This is a genomic window from Pseudomonas sp. LBUM1644, from assembly GCF_059716195.1.
The window spans coordinates 5,411,513-5,427,278 of sequence record NZ_CP166812.1 but is presented as its reverse complement, the minus strand read 5'-3'; the positions used below and the strand labels follow the sequence as shown (position 1 = coordinate 5,427,278).

General features: G+C 58.9%; 14 protein-coding genes and 4 tRNA genes. 9 read left to right on the top strand and 9 right to left on the bottom strand.

Features of this window, described 5'->3' with window-relative positions; all coding sequences use genetic code 11:
- Window positions 1-55: 55 nt before the first annotated feature.
- From ACA052_RS24870 to ACA052_RS24855, 4 genes are all read right to left on the bottom strand, one after another.
- On the bottom strand, window positions 56-1,396 hold the full coding sequence (locus ACA052_RS24870; RefSeq protein ID WP_497650394.1) for a sigma-54-dependent transcriptional regulator: 1,341 nt from the start codon (window positions 1,394-1,396) through the stop codon (window positions 56-58).
- 2 nt (window positions 1,397-1,398) lie between these two features.
- Entirely contained in the window at window positions 1,399-2,988 is a 1,590-nt protein-coding gene (locus ACA052_RS24865) for a sensor histidine kinase (protein ID WP_497647220.1), read from the bottom strand.
- Window positions 2,978-3,211 (bottom strand): PP0621 family protein, encoded by a 234-nt coding sequence (locus ACA052_RS24860; RefSeq protein ID WP_497647219.1) that lies wholly within the window; start codon window positions 3,209-3,211, stop codon window positions 2,978-2,980. Before ACA052_RS24860 ends, ACA052_RS24865 begins: the two co-directional genes overlap by 11 nt.
- A 136-nt stretch (window positions 3,212-3,347) precedes the next feature.
- Window positions 3,348-4,370 (bottom strand): outer membrane protein assembly factor BamD, encoded by a 1,023-nt coding sequence (locus tag ACA052_RS24855; protein ID WP_497647218.1) that lies wholly within the window; start codon window positions 4,368-4,370, stop codon window positions 3,348-3,350.
- A 151-nt stretch (window positions 4,371-4,521) separates the two neighbouring features.
- Here ACA052_RS24855 and rluD point away from each other — a divergent pair, with 151 nt between their 5' ends.
- The 8 genes from rluD to ACA052_RS24815 all read left to right on the top strand — a co-directional run bounded on the left by rluD (window position 4,522) and on the right by ACA052_RS24815 (window position 11,390).
- Complete coding sequence (gene rluD / locus ACA052_RS24850) at window positions 4,522-5,484, top strand: 23S rRNA pseudouridine(1911/1915/1917) synthase RluD (RefSeq protein WP_007942311.1); 963 nt, start codon at window positions 4,522-4,524, stop codon at window positions 5,482-5,484.
- Complete coding sequence (gene pgeF, locus ACA052_RS24845) at window positions 5,481-6,206, top strand: peptidoglycan editing factor PgeF (RefSeq protein WP_497647217.1); 726 nt, start codon at window positions 5,481-5,483, stop codon at window positions 6,204-6,206. Before rluD ends, pgeF begins: the two co-directional genes overlap by 4 nt.
- 130 nt (window positions 6,207-6,336) lie before the next feature.
- Window positions 6,337-8,901, top strand: a complete 2,565-nt coding sequence (clpB, locus tag ACA052_RS24840; protein WP_194940747.1) for an ATP-dependent chaperone ClpB — start codon at window positions 6,337-6,339, stop codon at window positions 8,899-8,901.
- 298 nt (window positions 8,902-9,199) lie between these two features.
- Window positions 9,200-9,275: transfer RNA gene (locus ACA052_RS24835), tRNA-Asn, on the top strand.
- Window positions 9,276-9,284: 9 nt separating this feature from the next.
- Window positions 9,285-9,361 (top strand) — tRNA-Pro (locus tag ACA052_RS24830).
- 5 nt (window positions 9,362-9,366) lie between these two features.
- A tRNA-Lys gene (locus tag ACA052_RS24825) sits at window positions 9,367-9,442 on the top strand.
- Window positions 9,443-9,537: 95 nt separating this feature from the next.
- A tRNA-Pro gene (locus ACA052_RS24820) sits at window positions 9,538-9,614 on the top strand.
- A 150-nt stretch (window positions 9,615-9,764) separates the two neighbouring features.
- Window positions 9,765-11,390, top strand: a complete 1,626-nt coding sequence (locus tag ACA052_RS24815) for a methyl-accepting chemotaxis protein (RefSeq protein ID WP_497647216.1) — start codon at window positions 9,765-9,767, stop codon at window positions 11,388-11,390.
- 62 nt (window positions 11,391-11,452) lie between these two features.
- Here ACA052_RS24815 and ACA052_RS24810 read toward each other — a convergent pair whose 3' ends face one another.
- The 5 genes from ACA052_RS24810 to ACA052_RS24790 all read right to left on the bottom strand — a co-directional run bounded on the left by ACA052_RS24810 (window position 11,453) and on the right by ACA052_RS24790 (window position 14,906).
- A complete protein-coding gene (locus tag ACA052_RS24810) occupies window positions 11,453-11,851 on the bottom strand; it encodes an HvfA family oxazolone/thioamide-modified RiPP metallophore (protein WP_150654468.1) in 399 nt (132 codons plus the stop codon).
- 320 nt (window positions 11,852-12,171) lie between these two features.
- On the bottom strand, window positions 12,172-13,470 hold the full coding sequence (locus ACA052_RS24805) for an NAD(P)/FAD-dependent oxidoreductase (RefSeq protein ID WP_497647215.1): 1,299 nt from the start codon (window positions 13,468-13,470) through the stop codon (window positions 12,172-12,174).
- A 60-nt stretch (window positions 13,471-13,530) separates the two neighbouring features.
- Window positions 13,531-13,704, bottom strand: coding sequence for a DUF3094 domain-containing protein (locus ACA052_RS24800; protein WP_032830895.1), 174 nt, complete (start codon window positions 13,702-13,704; stop codon window positions 13,531-13,533).
- A gap of 51 nt (window positions 13,705-13,755) precedes the next feature.
- A complete protein-coding gene (locus ACA052_RS24795; RefSeq protein WP_497647214.1) occupies window positions 13,756-14,283 on the bottom strand; it encodes an MOSC domain-containing protein in 528 nt (175 codons plus the stop codon).
- A complete protein-coding gene (locus ACA052_RS24790; RefSeq protein ID WP_157709730.1) occupies window positions 14,280-14,906 on the bottom strand; it encodes a DUF1780 domain-containing protein in 627 nt (208 codons plus the stop codon). Before ACA052_RS24790 ends, ACA052_RS24795 begins: the two co-directional genes overlap by 4 nt.
- A gap of 138 nt (window positions 14,907-15,044) precedes the next feature.
- Here ACA052_RS24790 and ACA052_RS24785 point away from each other — a divergent pair, with 138 nt between their 5' ends.
- Window positions 15,045-15,734, top strand: coding sequence for an energy-coupling factor ABC transporter permease (locus ACA052_RS24785; protein ID WP_497647213.1), 690 nt, complete (start codon window positions 15,045-15,047; stop codon window positions 15,732-15,734).
- Window positions 15,735-15,766 lie beyond the last annotated feature (32 nt).

Below are 15,766 nucleotides of genomic sequence, written 5' to 3'. Positions count from 1 at the left end.
TGCAGGAGATCGCGTTCCCTGTAGGAGCTGCCGAAGGCTGCGATCTTTTCAGGCCTTAATCCAAACCCAATTTCTTGAGCCGATAACGCATCGAACGAAACGACAAATTCAGCCGCTGAGCCGCCGCCGTGCGGTTCCAGCGGGTTTCTTCCAGCGCCTGGAGAATGAGTTTGCGTTCGACGTTTTCCAGATAATCTTCCAGGTTATCGATCTGCGTCAGGTCCGGCACACCGCTTTCGGCGGCACAATTACCTTCGGCCAATCGCAGGTCGGCGGCTTCGATCTGTTTGTTTTCGCACAAGGTGTGGGCCCGTTCGAGCATGTTCTCCAGTTCCCGCACATTGCCAGGGAAGCGGTAGCTTTTCAGCGCGTCGAGGGCCTGTGGATGGAGTTTCGCGGCGGGCTGCCCGCTGCCGGCTGCCAGGCGCTTGAGCACATGGCTGGCCAAGGGCTCAATGTCGTCCCGGCGTTCGCGCAAGGGCGGAACCCGTAGTTCGATCACGTTGAGCCTGTAATACAAATCCTGGCGAAAGCGTTCCGCGGCGACTTCGGCGTCGAGGTCTTTGTGAGTGGCGCAGAGGATGCGCACATCGACCACGATTTCCTGTTGCCCTCCGACACATCGGACAGCTTTTTCCTGAATGGCCCGCAGCAATTTGACTTGCATCGCCAGCGGCAAATCAGCCACTTCGTCGAGGAACAACGTGCCGCCATTGGCCGCCTGGAAGAGGCCGGGCTTGTCTTCGATGGCACCGCTGAAGCTGCCTTTGCGGTGGCCGAAAAACTCGCTCTCCATCAATTCCGACGGGATCGCTCCGCAGTTCACCGGAATAAACGGCTGGTTAGCGCGAGGTCCTTGCTCATGGATCAGTCGAGCGACCAACTCCTTGCCACTGCCGGATTCGCCGCTGATGTACACAGGCGCCTGGCTGCGGGCCAGCTTGTCGATTTGTTTGCGCAGGTTACGCATGGGCAACGAGTCACCCAGCAGCTGGCGATCAATGGCGTGACTGACGCCGCCGGGCACGGGCAGGCGCAGGGCGCTGGTGACCAGCTCCCGCAGTCGAGTGAGGTCGACGGGTTTGGTGAGAAAGTCGAAGGCGCCGGCCTTGAGGGCATTGATCGCCGTTTCCAGGCTGCCGTAAGCGGTGATCATCGCCACCGGGACTTGCGGATAGCGCTGCTGGATGTGTTGCACCAGCTCAAGACCGGTGCCGTCCGGCAGGCGCATGTCGGTCAGGCACAGGTCGAATGTCTCCCGGGTCAGCAGCGCCTGGGCTTCGCCAAGGTTGCGGGCACTGAAAGTGTCGAGTTTCATCCGTCCCAGGGTGATTTCCAGGAGTTCGCGGATATCCGGTTCGTCGTCGACGATCAGGATTTTTTGCCGTGGGCACATGTTCAACTTTGTTTCCGTCCGTGAGCAAAGGTGATGCGAAAGCAGCCGCCGCCTTGGCGTGGTTTGAAGTCTAGGCGGGCCTGGTTGCTTTCGCACAGCTCACGGGACAGATAAAGCCCCAGGCCTGTGCCTTGGGTACGGGTGGTGAAAAACGGTTCGAACAAATGCGCTTGATGCTCCGGGGCAACGCCGGGACCGTTGTCCACGACGTCGAGGATCGGCAGCTGGCTGTCAGGCTCGACAAACAGCTCTAGCCAGACGTGCGCGTCATCGTGGCTGAGCGCGCTGTGGTGCCAGGCATTTCGCACCAGGTTGTCGAGAATCTGGCCCAGCTGGTTCGGGTCCATCAAGGTTTTGAAGTCTCCCGAACCGATGTGCAGATGGATCTGCTGGCGCTCGCTCGCGCCTTCGCGGGTTTCGGCGACGTACCGCTCCAGCCACGGCTTCAGATCGAGCCGTTGCGGCACGGTTTGCTGGCGGCGGGACAGTTGCAGGACGTTTTCGATGACTCGATTCATTCGCTGAGAGTGGTCTTGAATAATCTGTGTCAGACGTCGGTCCGCGCCGTTCAGTTCCTCGGATTCCTGCAATAGCTGCGCGGCATGACTAATGGCGCCCAACGGGTTGCGGATTTCATGGGCGATGCTGGCGGTCAGGCGGCCGAGGGCGACGAGTTTCAGTTGCTGGGCTTGTTGGGCAATCTGCGCGAGGTCCTCGAGGAAAACCAGCGTCTGGTGATGCGGGCTATGGTCCAGCGTAATGAAGCTCGGTTGCAGCTCCAGGCCATTACTGAGGATTTTCAGGCTCTGGGGGCGCAGTGTAGGGTTGTTGAGCCACAACTGCAGGCGTTCGACCAGCGCAGGGGAGTGGTCGTCGATCAATTGATCTTCGAGGCTGTCGCGGCCCAGCAGGGTCAAGGCGCTGTGGTTGGCCAGTTGCACTCGCCGGTGATGGTCGAGCACCAGGATGCCGGTACGCATGCGTTGCAGGATCAGCGTATTCAGGGTTTCGAGACCGACGACTTCGCTGGCTCGCTGCTCGGCCAGCGTTTCGCTGTCGTCCAGGCGCCGAATCAAGCCTTGAACCAGTAATGCCGCCGCAAAACACAAAGCGCCCAGCGTGCCGACTTGCAAGTAGTCGTTAGGGCTGGTGGGATGGCTGACGCTCAAGAGAAAGCTCAGGCCGACGATGCCAAGCGCGCCGACGGCCGCTATCAGCAGGCCGATCCGGCTTCGCAGCAAGGTGTTGCTGATGGCCACCGATACGATCAGCAAATTGCCAATGGCGCTGGCCACGCCTCCCGCGGCGTAGAACAGGCCACACAGCAACAACACGTCGACCAGCGCCAGGCTGAACAACTGCGCCGGGTACCGGGTGTTCTCGAAAAAAACCACCAACAGGATATTCAGGACCAGGTACAGCCAGCTGCCACTGCGCAGCAGGTCATCGTTGGCAGATGTCAGCAACTGGTTGTCCATGTTGCTGGAGATCAACAACACCAGGGTGATGCCGATGCTCAGACGGTAGAAGTGATAAAGGCGCAGCAGTCGCTGGGCCTGTTTGCTGCCGGGACTGGACGTCTCAGCGATCACTGGAACTCGGGCCTTGCTCAAGGTGAGCCTGGCTGCAATACCACTGTTGTTGAACATTCAGCGCGCGGTCGCGGGGCAGGTGGACACCGCAATGAGCGCAGCGGACCATGGGTGCCGCTTCCAGCTCGGCAGAGGACTTGGGCACGGAAGCCTGGCCCTTGAACTTGCGCCAGAACCATACCGCAGCGGCAATCAGAGCGATCCAGAACAATAAACGAAGCATGGTGAGCTGCTATTTGATTAATGATTCAGCAGTTTAGCCAAGGACGGGTCAGGCGCACAGCGTAATAGCTTGTCATTAAAAAGCAGGCAATAAAAAGGGAGACCCGAGGGTCTCCCTTTTTGCGCAACCCAAGGTGTCAGTCGAACACGCCAAAGGTCATGTAGCTGAACCACGAGCGGTCGCTGTTGTTGCCTTCGGCTTCGTGATTTTCCTCTTCGATCACATCGCCATTGGAATCTTTAGGCTTGAGATCACTCGGAATCGCGTCCTTGGCGTCCTGGAATTGCTTCTGCACGTCCTGGTTGGCGCGGGTTTCGCCCGGCGGCAGCGGTGGACGGGATTCGATCAGGCCCAGAGTCGCCTTGCTCAACCACGAACGGTTGTCGGCTTCGGCGACCGACGGCACGAACTGACCGTCCACCAGGCTTGGGTGGTTCGGGTAGTTGAGTTTCAGGGTTTCGAGGCTGGTGGCAGCCAGTTCGTCCAGGTGCAGACGCTGGTAGGCCTCAGTCATCACCGCCAGGCCGTCGCCGACCGAAGGTGTTTCCTGGAAGTTTTCCACCACGTAACGCCCGCGGTTGGCGGCGGCAACATAGGCCTGACGGGTCAGGTAGTAGTCGGCAACGTGAATCTCGTAGGCCGCCAGCAGGTTGCGCAGGTAGATCATGCGCTGCTTGGCGTCCGGCGAGTAGCGGCTGTTCGGGAAGCGGCTGGTCAGCTGGGCGAACTCGTTGTAGGAGTCGCGAGCAGCACCCGGGTCACGCTTGGTCATGTCCAGCGGCAGGAAACGCGACAGCAGGCCGACGTCCTGGTCGAAAGACGTCAGACCCTTGAGGTAATAAGCGTAATCCACGTTCGGATGCTGTGGGTGCAAACGAATGAAGCGCTCGGCAGCGGACTTCGCAGCCTCTGGCTCGGTGTTCTTGTAGTTAGCGTAGATAAGCTCGAGTTGAGCCTGATCGGCATAGCGGCCGAACGGATAACGCGACTCCAGCGCCTTCAGCTTGGCTGTGGCGGCGGTGTAGCTATTGTTGTCCAGATCGTGCTGAGCCTGTTGGTACAGCTCGACTTCGCTAAGGTTTTCGTCTACGACTTCCTTCGATGAGCAAGCAGCGGTCAATGCGAGGATGGCGATCAGCAGCAGGTGTTTCACTTGCATGGCGGCTTGCGTCCCTATGACGGCCGCTGTCTTGGGCGGGGCCGTCCTGTTATGATGAGCGCCCCGTTGAATAGCCTCGGGGCAAAAGACGCCGTATTTAACCACAAGCGCGCAGCCGAAACCAAAGGCTGTGCCGACGCCTAGCCTGAGCATGTCCGATAAAATTGAACTTCGCGCAGAGGTGCCGTCCGAATTGGGCGGCCAACGCCTCGATCAAGTCGCCGCACAATTATTCGCTGAGCACTCGCGCTCGCGCCTTTCCGCCTGGATCAAAGACGGCCGCCTGACTGTGGATGGGGCGGTTATCCGCCCGCGAGACATCGTTCACGGTGGCGCCATTCTTGAGCTGACTGCCGAGCAGGAAGCTCAGGGCGAATGGATCGCTCAAGACATCGAGCTGGACATCGTCTACGAAGACGACGACATCCTGGTGATCAACAAACCTGCGGGTTTGGTGGTGCATCCGGCTGCCGGCCACGCTGATGGCACCTTGCTCAACGCCTTGCTGCACCACGTGCCGGACATCATCAATGTGCCCCGCGCCGGTATCGTGCATCGCCTGGACAAGGACACCACCGGTCTGATGGTGGTGGCCAAGACCATTCAAGCCCAGACGCAGCTGGTTACACAGTTGCAGAGCCGTAGCGTCAGCCGGATCTACGAGTGCATCGTGATCGGCGTGGTGACGGCGGGTGGCAAGATCAATGCGCCGATCGGCCGACATGGCCAGCAGCGCCAGCGCATGGCAGTCATGGAAGGTGGCAAGCAAGCCGTCAGCCATTACCGCGTGCTCGAGCGTTTCCGCTCTCACACTCATGTGCGGGTGAAGCTGGAAACCGGTCGTACGCACCAGATTCGTGTGCACATGGCCCACATCAACTACCCGTTGGTCGGAGATCCTGCCTACGGCGGTCGTTTCCGCATTCCGCCGGCAGCCAGTGTGACCATGGTCGAGTCGTTGAAGGCGTTCCCGCGTCAGGCACTGCATGCGCGGTTCCTGGAACTGGATCACCCGACCACCGGTAAACGCATGAGCTGGGAATCGCCACTGCCGGACGACTTCGTCTGGTTGCTGACCCTGCTCAAGCAAGACCGTGAGGCGTTCATCGGATGAGTGACTGGCTGATTCCCGACTGGCCTGCGCCTGCCGGGGTCAAAGCCTGCGTCACCACTCGGGTGGGCGGCGTCAGCCTGGCGCCGTTCGACAGCCTCAACCTCGGCGATCACGTCGATGACAGCCCCGAAGCTGTTGCCGAAAATCGCCGGCGCCTGACCGATCATTTCTCTATTCAACCGGCCTGGTTAAAGCAGGTTCACGGCATCGCCGTGGCCCATGCCGACCCAAGTCTGGTGGTCGCTGCGGATGCCAGCTGGACGGCAACGCCCGGTATCGCCTGCACGGCAATGACCGCTGATTGCCTGCCGGTATTGTTTAGTGACCGTGCCGGTACTCGCGTTGCCGCTGCCCATGCCGGTTGGCGTGGTTTGGCAGCAGGTGTATTGGAAGCAACGCTCGACACACTGGCCGTGCCGCCAGAAGAAGTGCTGGTCTGGCTAGGCCCGGCCATTGGCCCGCAAGCCTTTGAAGTCGGCCCCGAAGTGCGCGAAACCTTCGTCCAGCAATTACCTGAGGCTGCCAAAGCCTTTGTACCGAGCCAAAACGCTGGCAAATTCATGGCCGACATCTGTGAACTGGCGCGTTTGCGACTGGCTGTTCGCGGTGTCACCGCTGTCTATGGTGGCGGTTTCTGTACCGTGACCGATCCGCGCTTCTTTTCTTACCGCCGCAGTCCAAAAACCGGTCGGTTTGCCTCCCTTATCTGGCTCGAACGCTAGACTTCCCTGATCTGCATCAACCTCGTGACGCTTGAAACTTCCAGAATCGACCACATCTAGTGAGGTATCTGGCAGGTTTCTTCATTCAGGATGTTTTATAGGTCCGGCCTGCTCAAAAGGAAGGTGACCCATGCGTATAGATCGTTTAACCAGCAAATTGCAGTTAGCTCTATCCGACGCCCAATCTCTGGCCGTCGGCCTTGACCATCCCGGCATTGAGCCGGCGCATTTGATGCAAGCCATGCTTGAACAGCAAGGCGGTTCGATCAAGCCCCTGCTGATGCAGGTCGGTTTTGACGTCAACAGCCTGCGTAAAGAGCTGACCAAAGAGCTCGACCAGCTTCCAAAAATCCAGAACCCGACCGGCGACGTCAACATGTCGCAGGATCTGGCGCGTCTGCTCAATCAGGCCGACCGTCTGGCCCAGCAAAAAGGCGACCAGTTCATCTCCAGTGAACTCGTGTTGCTCGCCGCCATGGACGAGAACAGCAAGCTTGGCAAATTGTTGCTCGGCCAGGGCGTGAGCAAGAAAGCCCTGGAAAACGCGATCAACAACTTGCGTGGCGGCGAAGCCGTCAATGACGCCAACCACGAAGAGTCGCGCCAGGCGCTGGACAAATACACCGTCGACCTGACCAAGCGCGCCGAAGAAGGCAAGCTCGATCCGGTGATTGGCCGTGACGACGAAATTCGCCGGACGATTCAGGTCCTGCAACGTCGCACCAAAAACAACCCGGTGCTGATCGGTGAGCCTGGCGTGGGTAAAACCGCCATCGCCGAGGGCCTGGCCCAACGCATCATCAACGGTGAAGTGCCGGATGGCCTGAAAGGCAAACGCCTGTTGTCCCTGGACATGGGGGCGTTGATTGCCGGTGCCAAGTATCGCGGCGAGTTCGAAGAGCGCCTCAAATCCCTGCTGAATGAATTGTCGAAGCAGGAAGGGCAGATCATTCTGTTCATCGACGAATTGCACACCATGGTCGGCGCCGGCAAAGGCGAAGGCTCGATGGATGCGGGCAACATGCTCAAGCCTGCGTTGGCGCGCGGTGAACTGCACTGTGTCGGCGCGACCACGCTTAACGAGTATCGCCAATATATAGAGAAGGACGCGGCCCTCGAGCGGCGCTTCCAGAAAGTATTGGTGGATGAGCCGAGCGAAGAAGACACCATCGCCATCCTGCGTGGCCTGAAAGAGCGTTACGAGGTTCACCACAAAGTGGCGATCACCGACGGCGCGATCATTGCCGCGGCCAAGCTCAGTCATCGTTACATTACGGACCGTCAGCTGCCGGACAAGGCCATTGACCTGATCGACGAAGCCGCCAGCCGCATCCGCATGGAGATCGATTCCAAGCCGGAAGTGCTGGACCGCCTGGAGCGTCGTCTGATTCAGCTGAAGGTGGAATCCCAGGCACTGAAGAAAGAAAGCGACGAAGCCGCGATCAAACGCCTGGAAAAACTTCAGGAAGAAATCGTTCGTCTGGAGCGTGAGTACTCGGATCTCGAAGAAATCTGGAACGCGGAAAAAGCCGAAGTCCAGGGTTCTGCGCAGATCCAGCAGAAAATCGAACAGTCCCGTCAGGAACTGGAAGCCGCGCGCCGCAAAGGCGACCTGAACCGCATGGCCGAGCTGCAATACGGTGTGATCCCGGACCTGGAGCGCAGCCTGCAAATGGTCGACCAGCACGGCAAAAGCGAAAACCAGTTGCTGCGCAGCAAAGTGACCGAGGAAGAGATTGCCGAAGTCGTGTCGAAGTGGACCGGCATTCCGGTGTCGAAAATGCTCGAAGGCGAGCGCGACAAACTGATGAAGATGGAAAGCCTGTTGCACCAACGTGTGATTGGCCAGGACGAAGCGGTCATCGCGGTTTCCAACGCGGTGCGACGTTCGCGAGCCGGGTTGTCCGACCCGAATCGTCCGAGCGGTTCGTTCATGTTCCTCGGCCCGACCGGCGTCGGTAAAACCGAGCTATGCAAGGCGTTGGCCGAGTTCCTCTTTGATACCGAAGAGGCCATGGTGCGGATCGATATGTCCGAGTTCATGGAGAAACATTCCGTGGCCCGACTGATCGGCGCGCCACCAGGCTATGTAGGCTATGAAGAAGGCGGTTACCTGACCGAGGCGGTGCGTCGCAAGCCTTATTCGGTGATCCTGCTGGACGAGGTCGAGAAGGCCCACCCGGATGTGTTCAACATCTTGCTGCAAGTGCTGGAAGACGGCCGCCTGACCGACAGCCATGGTCGCACGGTGGATTTCAAAAACACCGTGATCGTGATGACCTCCAACCTGGGCTCGGTGCAGATTCAGGAACTGGTCGGTGATCGCGAGGCGCAGCGCGCCGCGGTAATGGACGCGATATCCACGCACTTCCGGCCGGAGTTTATCAACCGGGTTGACGAAGTGGTGATCTTCGAGCCGTTGGCCCGGGATCAGATTGCAGGCATTACCGAGATCCAGTTGGGTCGTCTGCGCAGCCGCCTGACTGAACGGGAACTGAAGCTGGAACTCAGCCCTGAAGCCATGGATAAGCTGATCGCGGTGGGTTACGACCCGGTGTATGGCGCTCGTCCGCTGAAACGGGCGATCCAGCGCTGGATCGAGAACCCGTTGGCGCAGCTGATTCTGTCGGGTCGTTTCATGCCCGGCGACACCGCCAAGGGCGTCGTGGAAAACGACGAAATCGTCTTCGTCTGACCCACGGTGGCAACAAAATGAACGAGGCCTCGCATTGCGAGGCCTTTTTTTCGTTAGGCTGTTGAACTGAAAGGAAAAGGCTTGTAAAGTGCGCCCCGCAGTAAGTCACCCGGAAGGGTTTCTGCTCCCCAAGCAGGAATCTGAAATAAGTTGCAAATCATTAACTTGAATGCAATTTAGGGGGTTGACAGAGGTGCTTAAGATTGTAGAATAGCGCGCCTCAGACACACGAACGCAGCGATGCGAACGGGTCGAAGAGGTGAAGCAAGCTTCACAGTTGTAAATTGAAATATGTAGTTCCGTGATAGCTCAGTCGGTAGAGCAAATGACTGTTAATCATTGGGTCCCAGGTTCGAGTCCTGGTCACGGAGCCAATTTCAAACCGGGGTATAGCGCAGTCCGGTAGCGCGCCTGCTTTGGGAGCAGGATGTCAGGAGTTCGAATCCCCTTACCCCGACCATTTTTGGGTCGTTAGCTCAGTTGGTAGAGCAGTTGGCTTTTAACCAATTGGTCGTAGGTTCGAATCCCACACGACCCACCATTTTTGAAACCAGTTGATGCTGGGATCAGATCTTAAGATCAGAGGCCAAAAGCGCTGATCGAAGAAGGCGACTGTAAAGGTCGCCTTTTTTTTACCGGGGTATAGCGCAGTCCGGTAGCGCGCCTGCTTTGGGAGCAGGATGTCAGGAGTTCGAATCCCCTTACCCCGACCATATTAAGAATCCTCGTATCGAAAGATACGGGGATTTTTTTTTGCCTTCAAAAAAGGTCAAGTCATCGTACAACTTGCCGATAACGAAGCGACGGGGTTCTGCCAAAACACGCCCCTTATCCAAGCCACTACAAGAAAAAGGGCGCTCGTTATGTTGCTTCGCCAATTGAATATTGCCCCTCGGGCCGCCTTGGGCTTTGCCTTGATCGCCGTGCTGGTGGCGTTGCTCGGGATTTTTGCGCTGGGACAAATGTCGAGCATTCGCGAAAGCGAAGTGGCGGTGGAGAAACAGTGGTTGCCGAGCATTCGTGGTGGCGACGACATTCGTGAACTGATGTTGCGCATCCGCACCATTTCCTTGCGCATGGCCCTCGATCAGGACCCGAAAAACATTCCGGTCTACCGCGGGCAGATGGATACCCGTGACAAAGAGCTCAGCGAGAAGATCGCGGCCTATGACAAGCTGGTCGAAACCGCCGAAGGCCAAGCCTTGTATGACCAGTTCAAAACCACGTTTGCCGCTTATCGCACTGGCATCGCCCAGTCGTTCACCCTGGCCGAACAAGGCCGCCATGACGAGTTGACCAAACTGCTGCTGGTCGACATGAAGACCGTGGTCGATGGTTCCGGCAAACAGCTTAATGACCTGGCGGAAATGTTCGCCAAACAAGTCGCCGCCGAAAGCCAGAAATCCGCAGCGCATTATGAAACGTCGCGAATGATTGTCAGCCTGTTCATCGCACTCGCGGCCCTGGCCACCGTCGCCTTGGCCATGTTGCTGACCCGCAGCATCGTCCGCCCGTTAAGTGAAGCCTTGAGCGCCGCAGAACACGTGGCCCAGGGTGATCTGACCTGGCCTATCGAAACCCATGGCAATGACGAAGTGAGCCGTTTGCTCAAGGCCCTGTCGGCCATGCAGCAGAACCTGCGCGAAACCCTGCAAGGCATCAGCGGTTCGGCAACGCAATTGGCTACCGCAGCGGACGAGTTGAACGCGGTGACGCTCGACAGCACTCAGGGCCTGCAACAACAGAACAACGAGATTGAACAGGCCGCCACCGCGGTCAATGAAATGACGATCGCCGTGGAAGAAGTGGCGCGCAACGCGGTGTCCACCTCCGACGCCACCCGTCAGTCCAGTGAATCGGCGCATCAGGGGCAGGAGCGGGTCAGCGAAACTGCCAGCGCCATCAGCGCCCTTGCCAGCGATGTGCAGCATACCGGTGAGTTGGTGCAGTCCCTGGCCAATCAGTCACAGGACATTGGCAAGGTGCTGGATGTGATTCGGGCCATTGCAGAGCAAACCAATCTGCTGGCGCTCAACGCTGCCATTGAAGCGGCGCGGGCGGGCGAGAGTGGTCGCGGTTTTGCGGTCGTGGCCGACGAAGTGCGCGCGTTGGCGCACCGCACGCAGCAATCGACCCAGGAAATCGAACAAATGGTGCAAGGCATGCGCAACGGTTCAAGCCTGGCGCTGGACTCCATGCAGGCCAGTGCCACCCGTGCCGCCAGTACGCTCGTGCTGGCTGAGCGGGCAGGCGAAGCCCTGCTAACCATCACCGCATCGGTTCACGAGATTCACGAGCGTAACCTGGTGATCGCCAGTGCTGCCGAAGAACAGGCTCAGGTGGCGCGGGAAGTCGATCGCAACCTGGTGAACATTCGCGACCTGTCGGTGCGCTCTGCTGCCGGCGCCGATCAGACCAGCGCTTCCAGTCATGAGTTGTCAAAACTGGCCAATGCCCTGCAAGGCATGGTGCAGCGCTTTCGGGTGTAAATCCTTCAGACGAAAAAAAGCCGCGCTTCCCGATGGAAAAGCGCGGCGTGGTGCCCAGAGGCTTAGGCGCCGTCTTGGTCTTTCAGGTGTTCGAACAGGCCTTTTGGCATTTTCTTGCCATTGGCTTCGTAGTTGGCTTTCACGTTATCGAACGCCTCTTGTTCATCGATGAAGCCGTCATGGTTGGTGTCGATCTTGTCGAAGTTGGACTTCGGCGCGACTTTCAGGAATTCGGCACGGGATACTTTGCCGTCGCCATCGGTGTCGGTCTTGGCCATCGACGCATCACCACACTTGCCTTCACCGCACTTGCCCTCAGGGGTTTTCACAACCTGCTCGGCCGACGCCAGCAGATAGCCTTGGGTCAGTGGTTGGGAGGCGAAGACGGAGCCTGTCAACATCATGCCACCGGCCAAAACAGCGCCGAGCAGACCGATAGTGTTTTTGGTGGTACGGGACATTTAAATACTCCTGGGTTGCACGACACAACCGCTCGATAGTGGGCGCCACGTGAGTGCGGCGGTAGCCGAAGCTGGCGGGGTGCCTTGCTCGGATGTGGCTATTTAACGGGCGGGGTGTATCGCTACTGTGTCGCGCAAGGGGGAGTTTGTAAGCGAAGGGGCGTAATCGCGGGGGGAGATACAGTGAGACACAGATCTACAGATCGATGAGTAAAAATGTGGGAGCGGGCTTGCTCGCGAAAGCGGTGGATCAGCCAGCACTCATGTCGACTGGCACTCCCTCTTCGCGAGCAAGCCCGCTCCCACAGGGTGGAGCTTGATCAGTGCAGCTTCAGTCGCGGCTCGGTCCCGCGTCCGATCTTGCTGCCCAACATCAACATCGCCGTACGAAACGCGCCATACAGTGCCATCTGGTGCATGCGGTACAGCGACACGTAAAACATCCGCGCCAGCCAACCCTCAAGCATCACGCTGCCGGTCAGGTTGCCCATCAAGTTACCCACAGCCGAAAAACGCGACAGCGAGATCAGCGAACCGTAATCGGTGTACTTGTACTCTGGCAGGGTCTTGCCTTCGATCCGCAGCTTCAACGATTTAGCCAGCAACGAGGCTTGCTGATGGGCTGCCTGCGCCCGCGGCGGCACATTGCGATCGGTACCCGGTTGCGGACAGGCCGCACAGTCACCGAAGGCGAAGATGTTTTCGTCGCGAGTGGTTTGCAGGGTCGGCAGCACTTGCAGCTGATTGATCCGGTTGGTTTCCAGGCCGTCGATGTCCTTGAGGAAGCCGGGGGCACGGATGCCGGCAGCCCAGACTTTCAGGCTGGCATTGATCACTTTGCCATCGGCGGTGATCAAGCTGTCGGCCGTCACTTCGCTGACGGCGGCATTGGTCATCACGTTGACCCCGAGTTTCTCCAGGGTTTTATGCACAGGCCCGCCGATCCGCTCAGGCAGCGCTGGCAGCACCCGTGGTCCGGCTTCGATCAGGGTGATGTGCATGTTTTCCGGTTTGATCCGGTCCAGGCCGTAAGCCGCCAATTCGTGCGCCGCGTTGTGCAGTTCGGCGGCCAGTTCGACGCCGGTGGCGCCCGCGCCGACGATGGCCACGCTGATTTGCTCGACCTTGTCGGTTTGCCCGGCATGGGCGCGCAGGTAGTGATTGAGCAGTTGCTGGTGGAAGCGTTCAGCCTGTTTGCGGGTGTCGAGGAACAGGCAATGCTGCGCCGCACCCTGCGTGCCGAAATCGTTGGTGGTGCTGCCGACCGCGATCACCAGCGAGTCATAACCCACTTCACGGGCTGGAACCAGTTCCACGCCGGCTTCGTCGTAAGTCGCCGCCAGCTGGATTTTCTTCTGTGCGCGATCAAGCCCGCTCATGCGTCCAAGCTGGAACTCGAAGTGGTTCCATTTGGCCTGGGCCACATAGTTGAGTTCGTCTTCGGAAGAGTTCAGCGACCCGGCCGCCACTTCATGCAACAGCGGCTTCCAGATGTGGGTCAGGTTCGCGTCGACCAGCATCACACTGGCCGTGCCACGTTTGCCCAGAGTCTTACCCAGACGGGTAGCCAACTCCAGACCGCCGGCGCCGCCGCCAACGATGACAATACGATGAGTCATGGGGATATCTCGCAAGGCTAAAAGAAATCTGTGCAGTTACCCGAGCGAGCGCGAGGCAGCTCATAGCGTCAGGTAACTGATAAGTCGGCTCAACAGGCCCAGGCCAATGGTCACTGCCAACACCACCACCAGGAGCATCCACGGCCGGAAAGGCCGGCGCTCGACTCGGTGCTGGGACAGGTGCAGGTACTCTTCGACATGCTTCTGGTCGTCGGGGTTCAAGCGGCTCGTCATAAAGCCCTCCTCAGGTAGACGTTGCTGAATGTGTAGAAGCTACAGGCTGATCTAGCGAACGTTGAACGGAGCATAGCCGCTGTCCGGAATCGGCTCGACGCTCACCCTATCGTCCAGGCGAATGATTCCACTTTGTAACACTCGGGCAGTGATTCCGCCATGTCCGCGAACCGCCTGGAACGTCCCCGGCCCGAGGTTGTTTTCGAGGCGTGCGCACGGTTGGCACCAGCCGGTGGTCTCGAAGATGGCCTGGCCGATTTTAAAGCGCCGGCCCTTGAGGCTGAACAGGTTGATCCCGCTGATCACCAGGTTGCGCCGCAAATCAGCAGGCAATACCGGTTTATCCTGCGGTCGGCCCATCAGCGAGCTGATCACCGCCAGATGCTCCCACTGAATCAGCGTCACCTGCCGCGCGTTGCGCACGCCGGGACGGGCACGATCGCCGGTCAAGCCAGCCTCAAGCCGTGCTTCCACGGCATCAAGCTCAATCATCGGCACGTGAGGCTCCGGGCGCACGCCAATCCAGCGCACTTGACCGATTTGCGGGACTTCAGCGATCAATGCCTGCAATGGGCTCACAAGCTGATCCCGACATCGAAAACGATGCTGCGACCCAGGTTGCTGCGCAGGAAGTCCGGTGCGTCCGGATGCGCGAACAGCACACGGGCGAAGGTCGGACCGACCAGCGATAGCGAACGCCAACCCTGGCGCAGGTATTCAGTGGGAGGCGGAAAATGGCTGTTGAGGTCCAGCACTTCGCGCTTGAGGCTGGCGAAGGCGATGATGTCCAGCTCGCCCAGGTCCATGCCGCGTTCTTTGTAGTTGTGCGCTTTTTTGCGCAAGGTAGGCGCCAGTCTCAGCAAAAATTCATTGGCCGGGATGCGTTTGGGTTTCGCTTCGCGGCGTACCAGCGAACTGAGCGAAAAGGCGCTACGCCGACGTTGCAACTCGTCGCGCCATTCGTCGTTGAGGCGCCGGCCTTCGTCGAGGACAAAGAACACCTCGAAACTGGCATCACGAAACAGCACATCCGGCGGCTCCCCGGCAGGCGCGAATTCGTCGGCGCGATAGGGAATGTTCAGGCCTTGCAGCAGGCGCTGGCAGACCCAACGCTCACGCTCCCATTTGCGGGCATTGGACAGGAACGCGTTGGCTTGCTCGGCCGCGATGGTCAGCAGGCGTAAGTAATCTGAGTCATCCATAGGCCCAAGCTTAGCGTTCAAATGCGACAAGCAGAAAGCTTTGCATCGACTGAAGCAACTTCGAGGTCGTAGTAGACTGCTGCGCATGGGGCCGTATTCAATCTAGAAGTCGGCAGTGGCGCTCAAGGAGTTTCCCAAATGATCGGCGCAGAGTTGCTGTCACCGCTGACGCTGACGATCGGCTGGCTGATTTATGTGCCGGTGATTATCTGGGCGGTCTGTCGAGCGCCTTGGGTCGAATTGTTCACTGATAGTCGGCGTCAGCATCTGCTGTTCGGCACGGTGTTCGCGTTGTTCATGCTGTGGCTGGTGCGACGGGATTTCGATACAGGTGTCTCGTATCACTTTATCGGCATGACAGCGGTGACCTTGCTGCTGGACTGGCCGCTGGCGATCATCGGCGGGCTGGTGGCGCAAGGCGGATTGGTGCTGCTCGGACGCCAGGACCTGGCCGCAATCGGGGTTAATGGCACGCTGTTCATCCTGCTGCCGGTGCTGGTCACCGAGTGCTGCGCCATCCTCGTCGAGCGTGCTCAGCCGCGTAATCCCTTCGTGTATATCTTCGTTTCAGGTTTCTTTGCGGCGGCGCTGTCGGCATTGCTGTGCCTGCTGCTGGCGTTGACATTGCTGTGGTTCGACGAACGTTTCGCGATGCCGTACTGGCTGGAAGATTTTGTCGGTTATCTGTGGCTGCTGATTTTCCCGGAAGCCTTTATCAACGGCATGATCGTCAGTGCGCTGGTGGTGTTCAGTCCCGAGTGGCTGGAAACGTTCAACCGCACGCGCTATCTGTCGGCGCCGTGGAAAGACGACGACCCCAAGTCTTGATCCCTCTCAAGTCTGAAGTCGTCGTTGCATGG

Excerpts from the sequence above, each read along its gene's own strand:
- ACA052_RS24870 (WP_497650394.1), bottom strand. The coding sequence starts at position 1,396 with ATGTGCCCACGGCAAAAAATCCTGATCGTCGACGACGAACCGGATATC.
- ACA052_RS24860 (WP_497647219.1), bottom strand. The coding sequence starts at position 3,211 with ATGCTTCGTTTATTGTTCTGGATCGCTCTGATTGCCGCTGCGGTATGG.
- ACA052_RS24855 (WP_497647218.1), bottom strand. The coding sequence starts at position 4,370 with ATGCAAGTGAAACACCTGCTGCTGATCGCCATCCTCGCATTGACCGCT.
- rluD (WP_007942311.1), top strand. The coding sequence starts at position 4,522 with ATGTCCGATAAAATTGAACTTCGCGCAGAGGTGCCGTCCGAATTGGGC.
- pgeF (WP_497647217.1), top strand. The coding sequence starts at position 5,481 with ATGAGTGACTGGCTGATTCCCGACTGGCCTGCGCCTGCCGGGGTCAAA.
- clpB (WP_194940747.1), top strand. The coding sequence starts at position 6,337 with ATGCGTATAGATCGTTTAACCAGCAAATTGCAGTTAGCTCTATCCGAC.
- ACA052_RS24815 (WP_497647216.1), top strand. The coding sequence starts at position 9,765 with ATGTTGCTTCGCCAATTGAATATTGCCCCTCGGGCCGCCTTGGGCTTT.
- ACA052_RS24810 (WP_150654468.1), bottom strand. The coding sequence starts at position 11,851 with ATGTCCCGTACCACCAAAAACACTATCGGTCTGCTCGGCGCTGTTTTG.
- ACA052_RS24805 (WP_497647215.1), bottom strand. The coding sequence starts at position 13,470 with ATGACTCATCGTATTGTCATCGTTGGCGGCGGCGCCGGCGGTCTGGAG.
- ACA052_RS24800 (WP_032830895.1), bottom strand. The coding sequence starts at position 13,704 with ATGACGAGCCGCTTGAACCCCGACGACCAGAAGCATGTCGAAGAGTAC.
- ACA052_RS24790 (WP_157709730.1), bottom strand. The coding sequence starts at position 14,906 with ATGGATGACTCAGATTACTTACGCCTGCTGACCATCGCGGCCGAGCAA.
- ACA052_RS24785 (WP_497647213.1), top strand. The coding sequence starts at position 15,045 with ATGATCGGCGCAGAGTTGCTGTCACCGCTGACGCTGACGATCGGCTGG.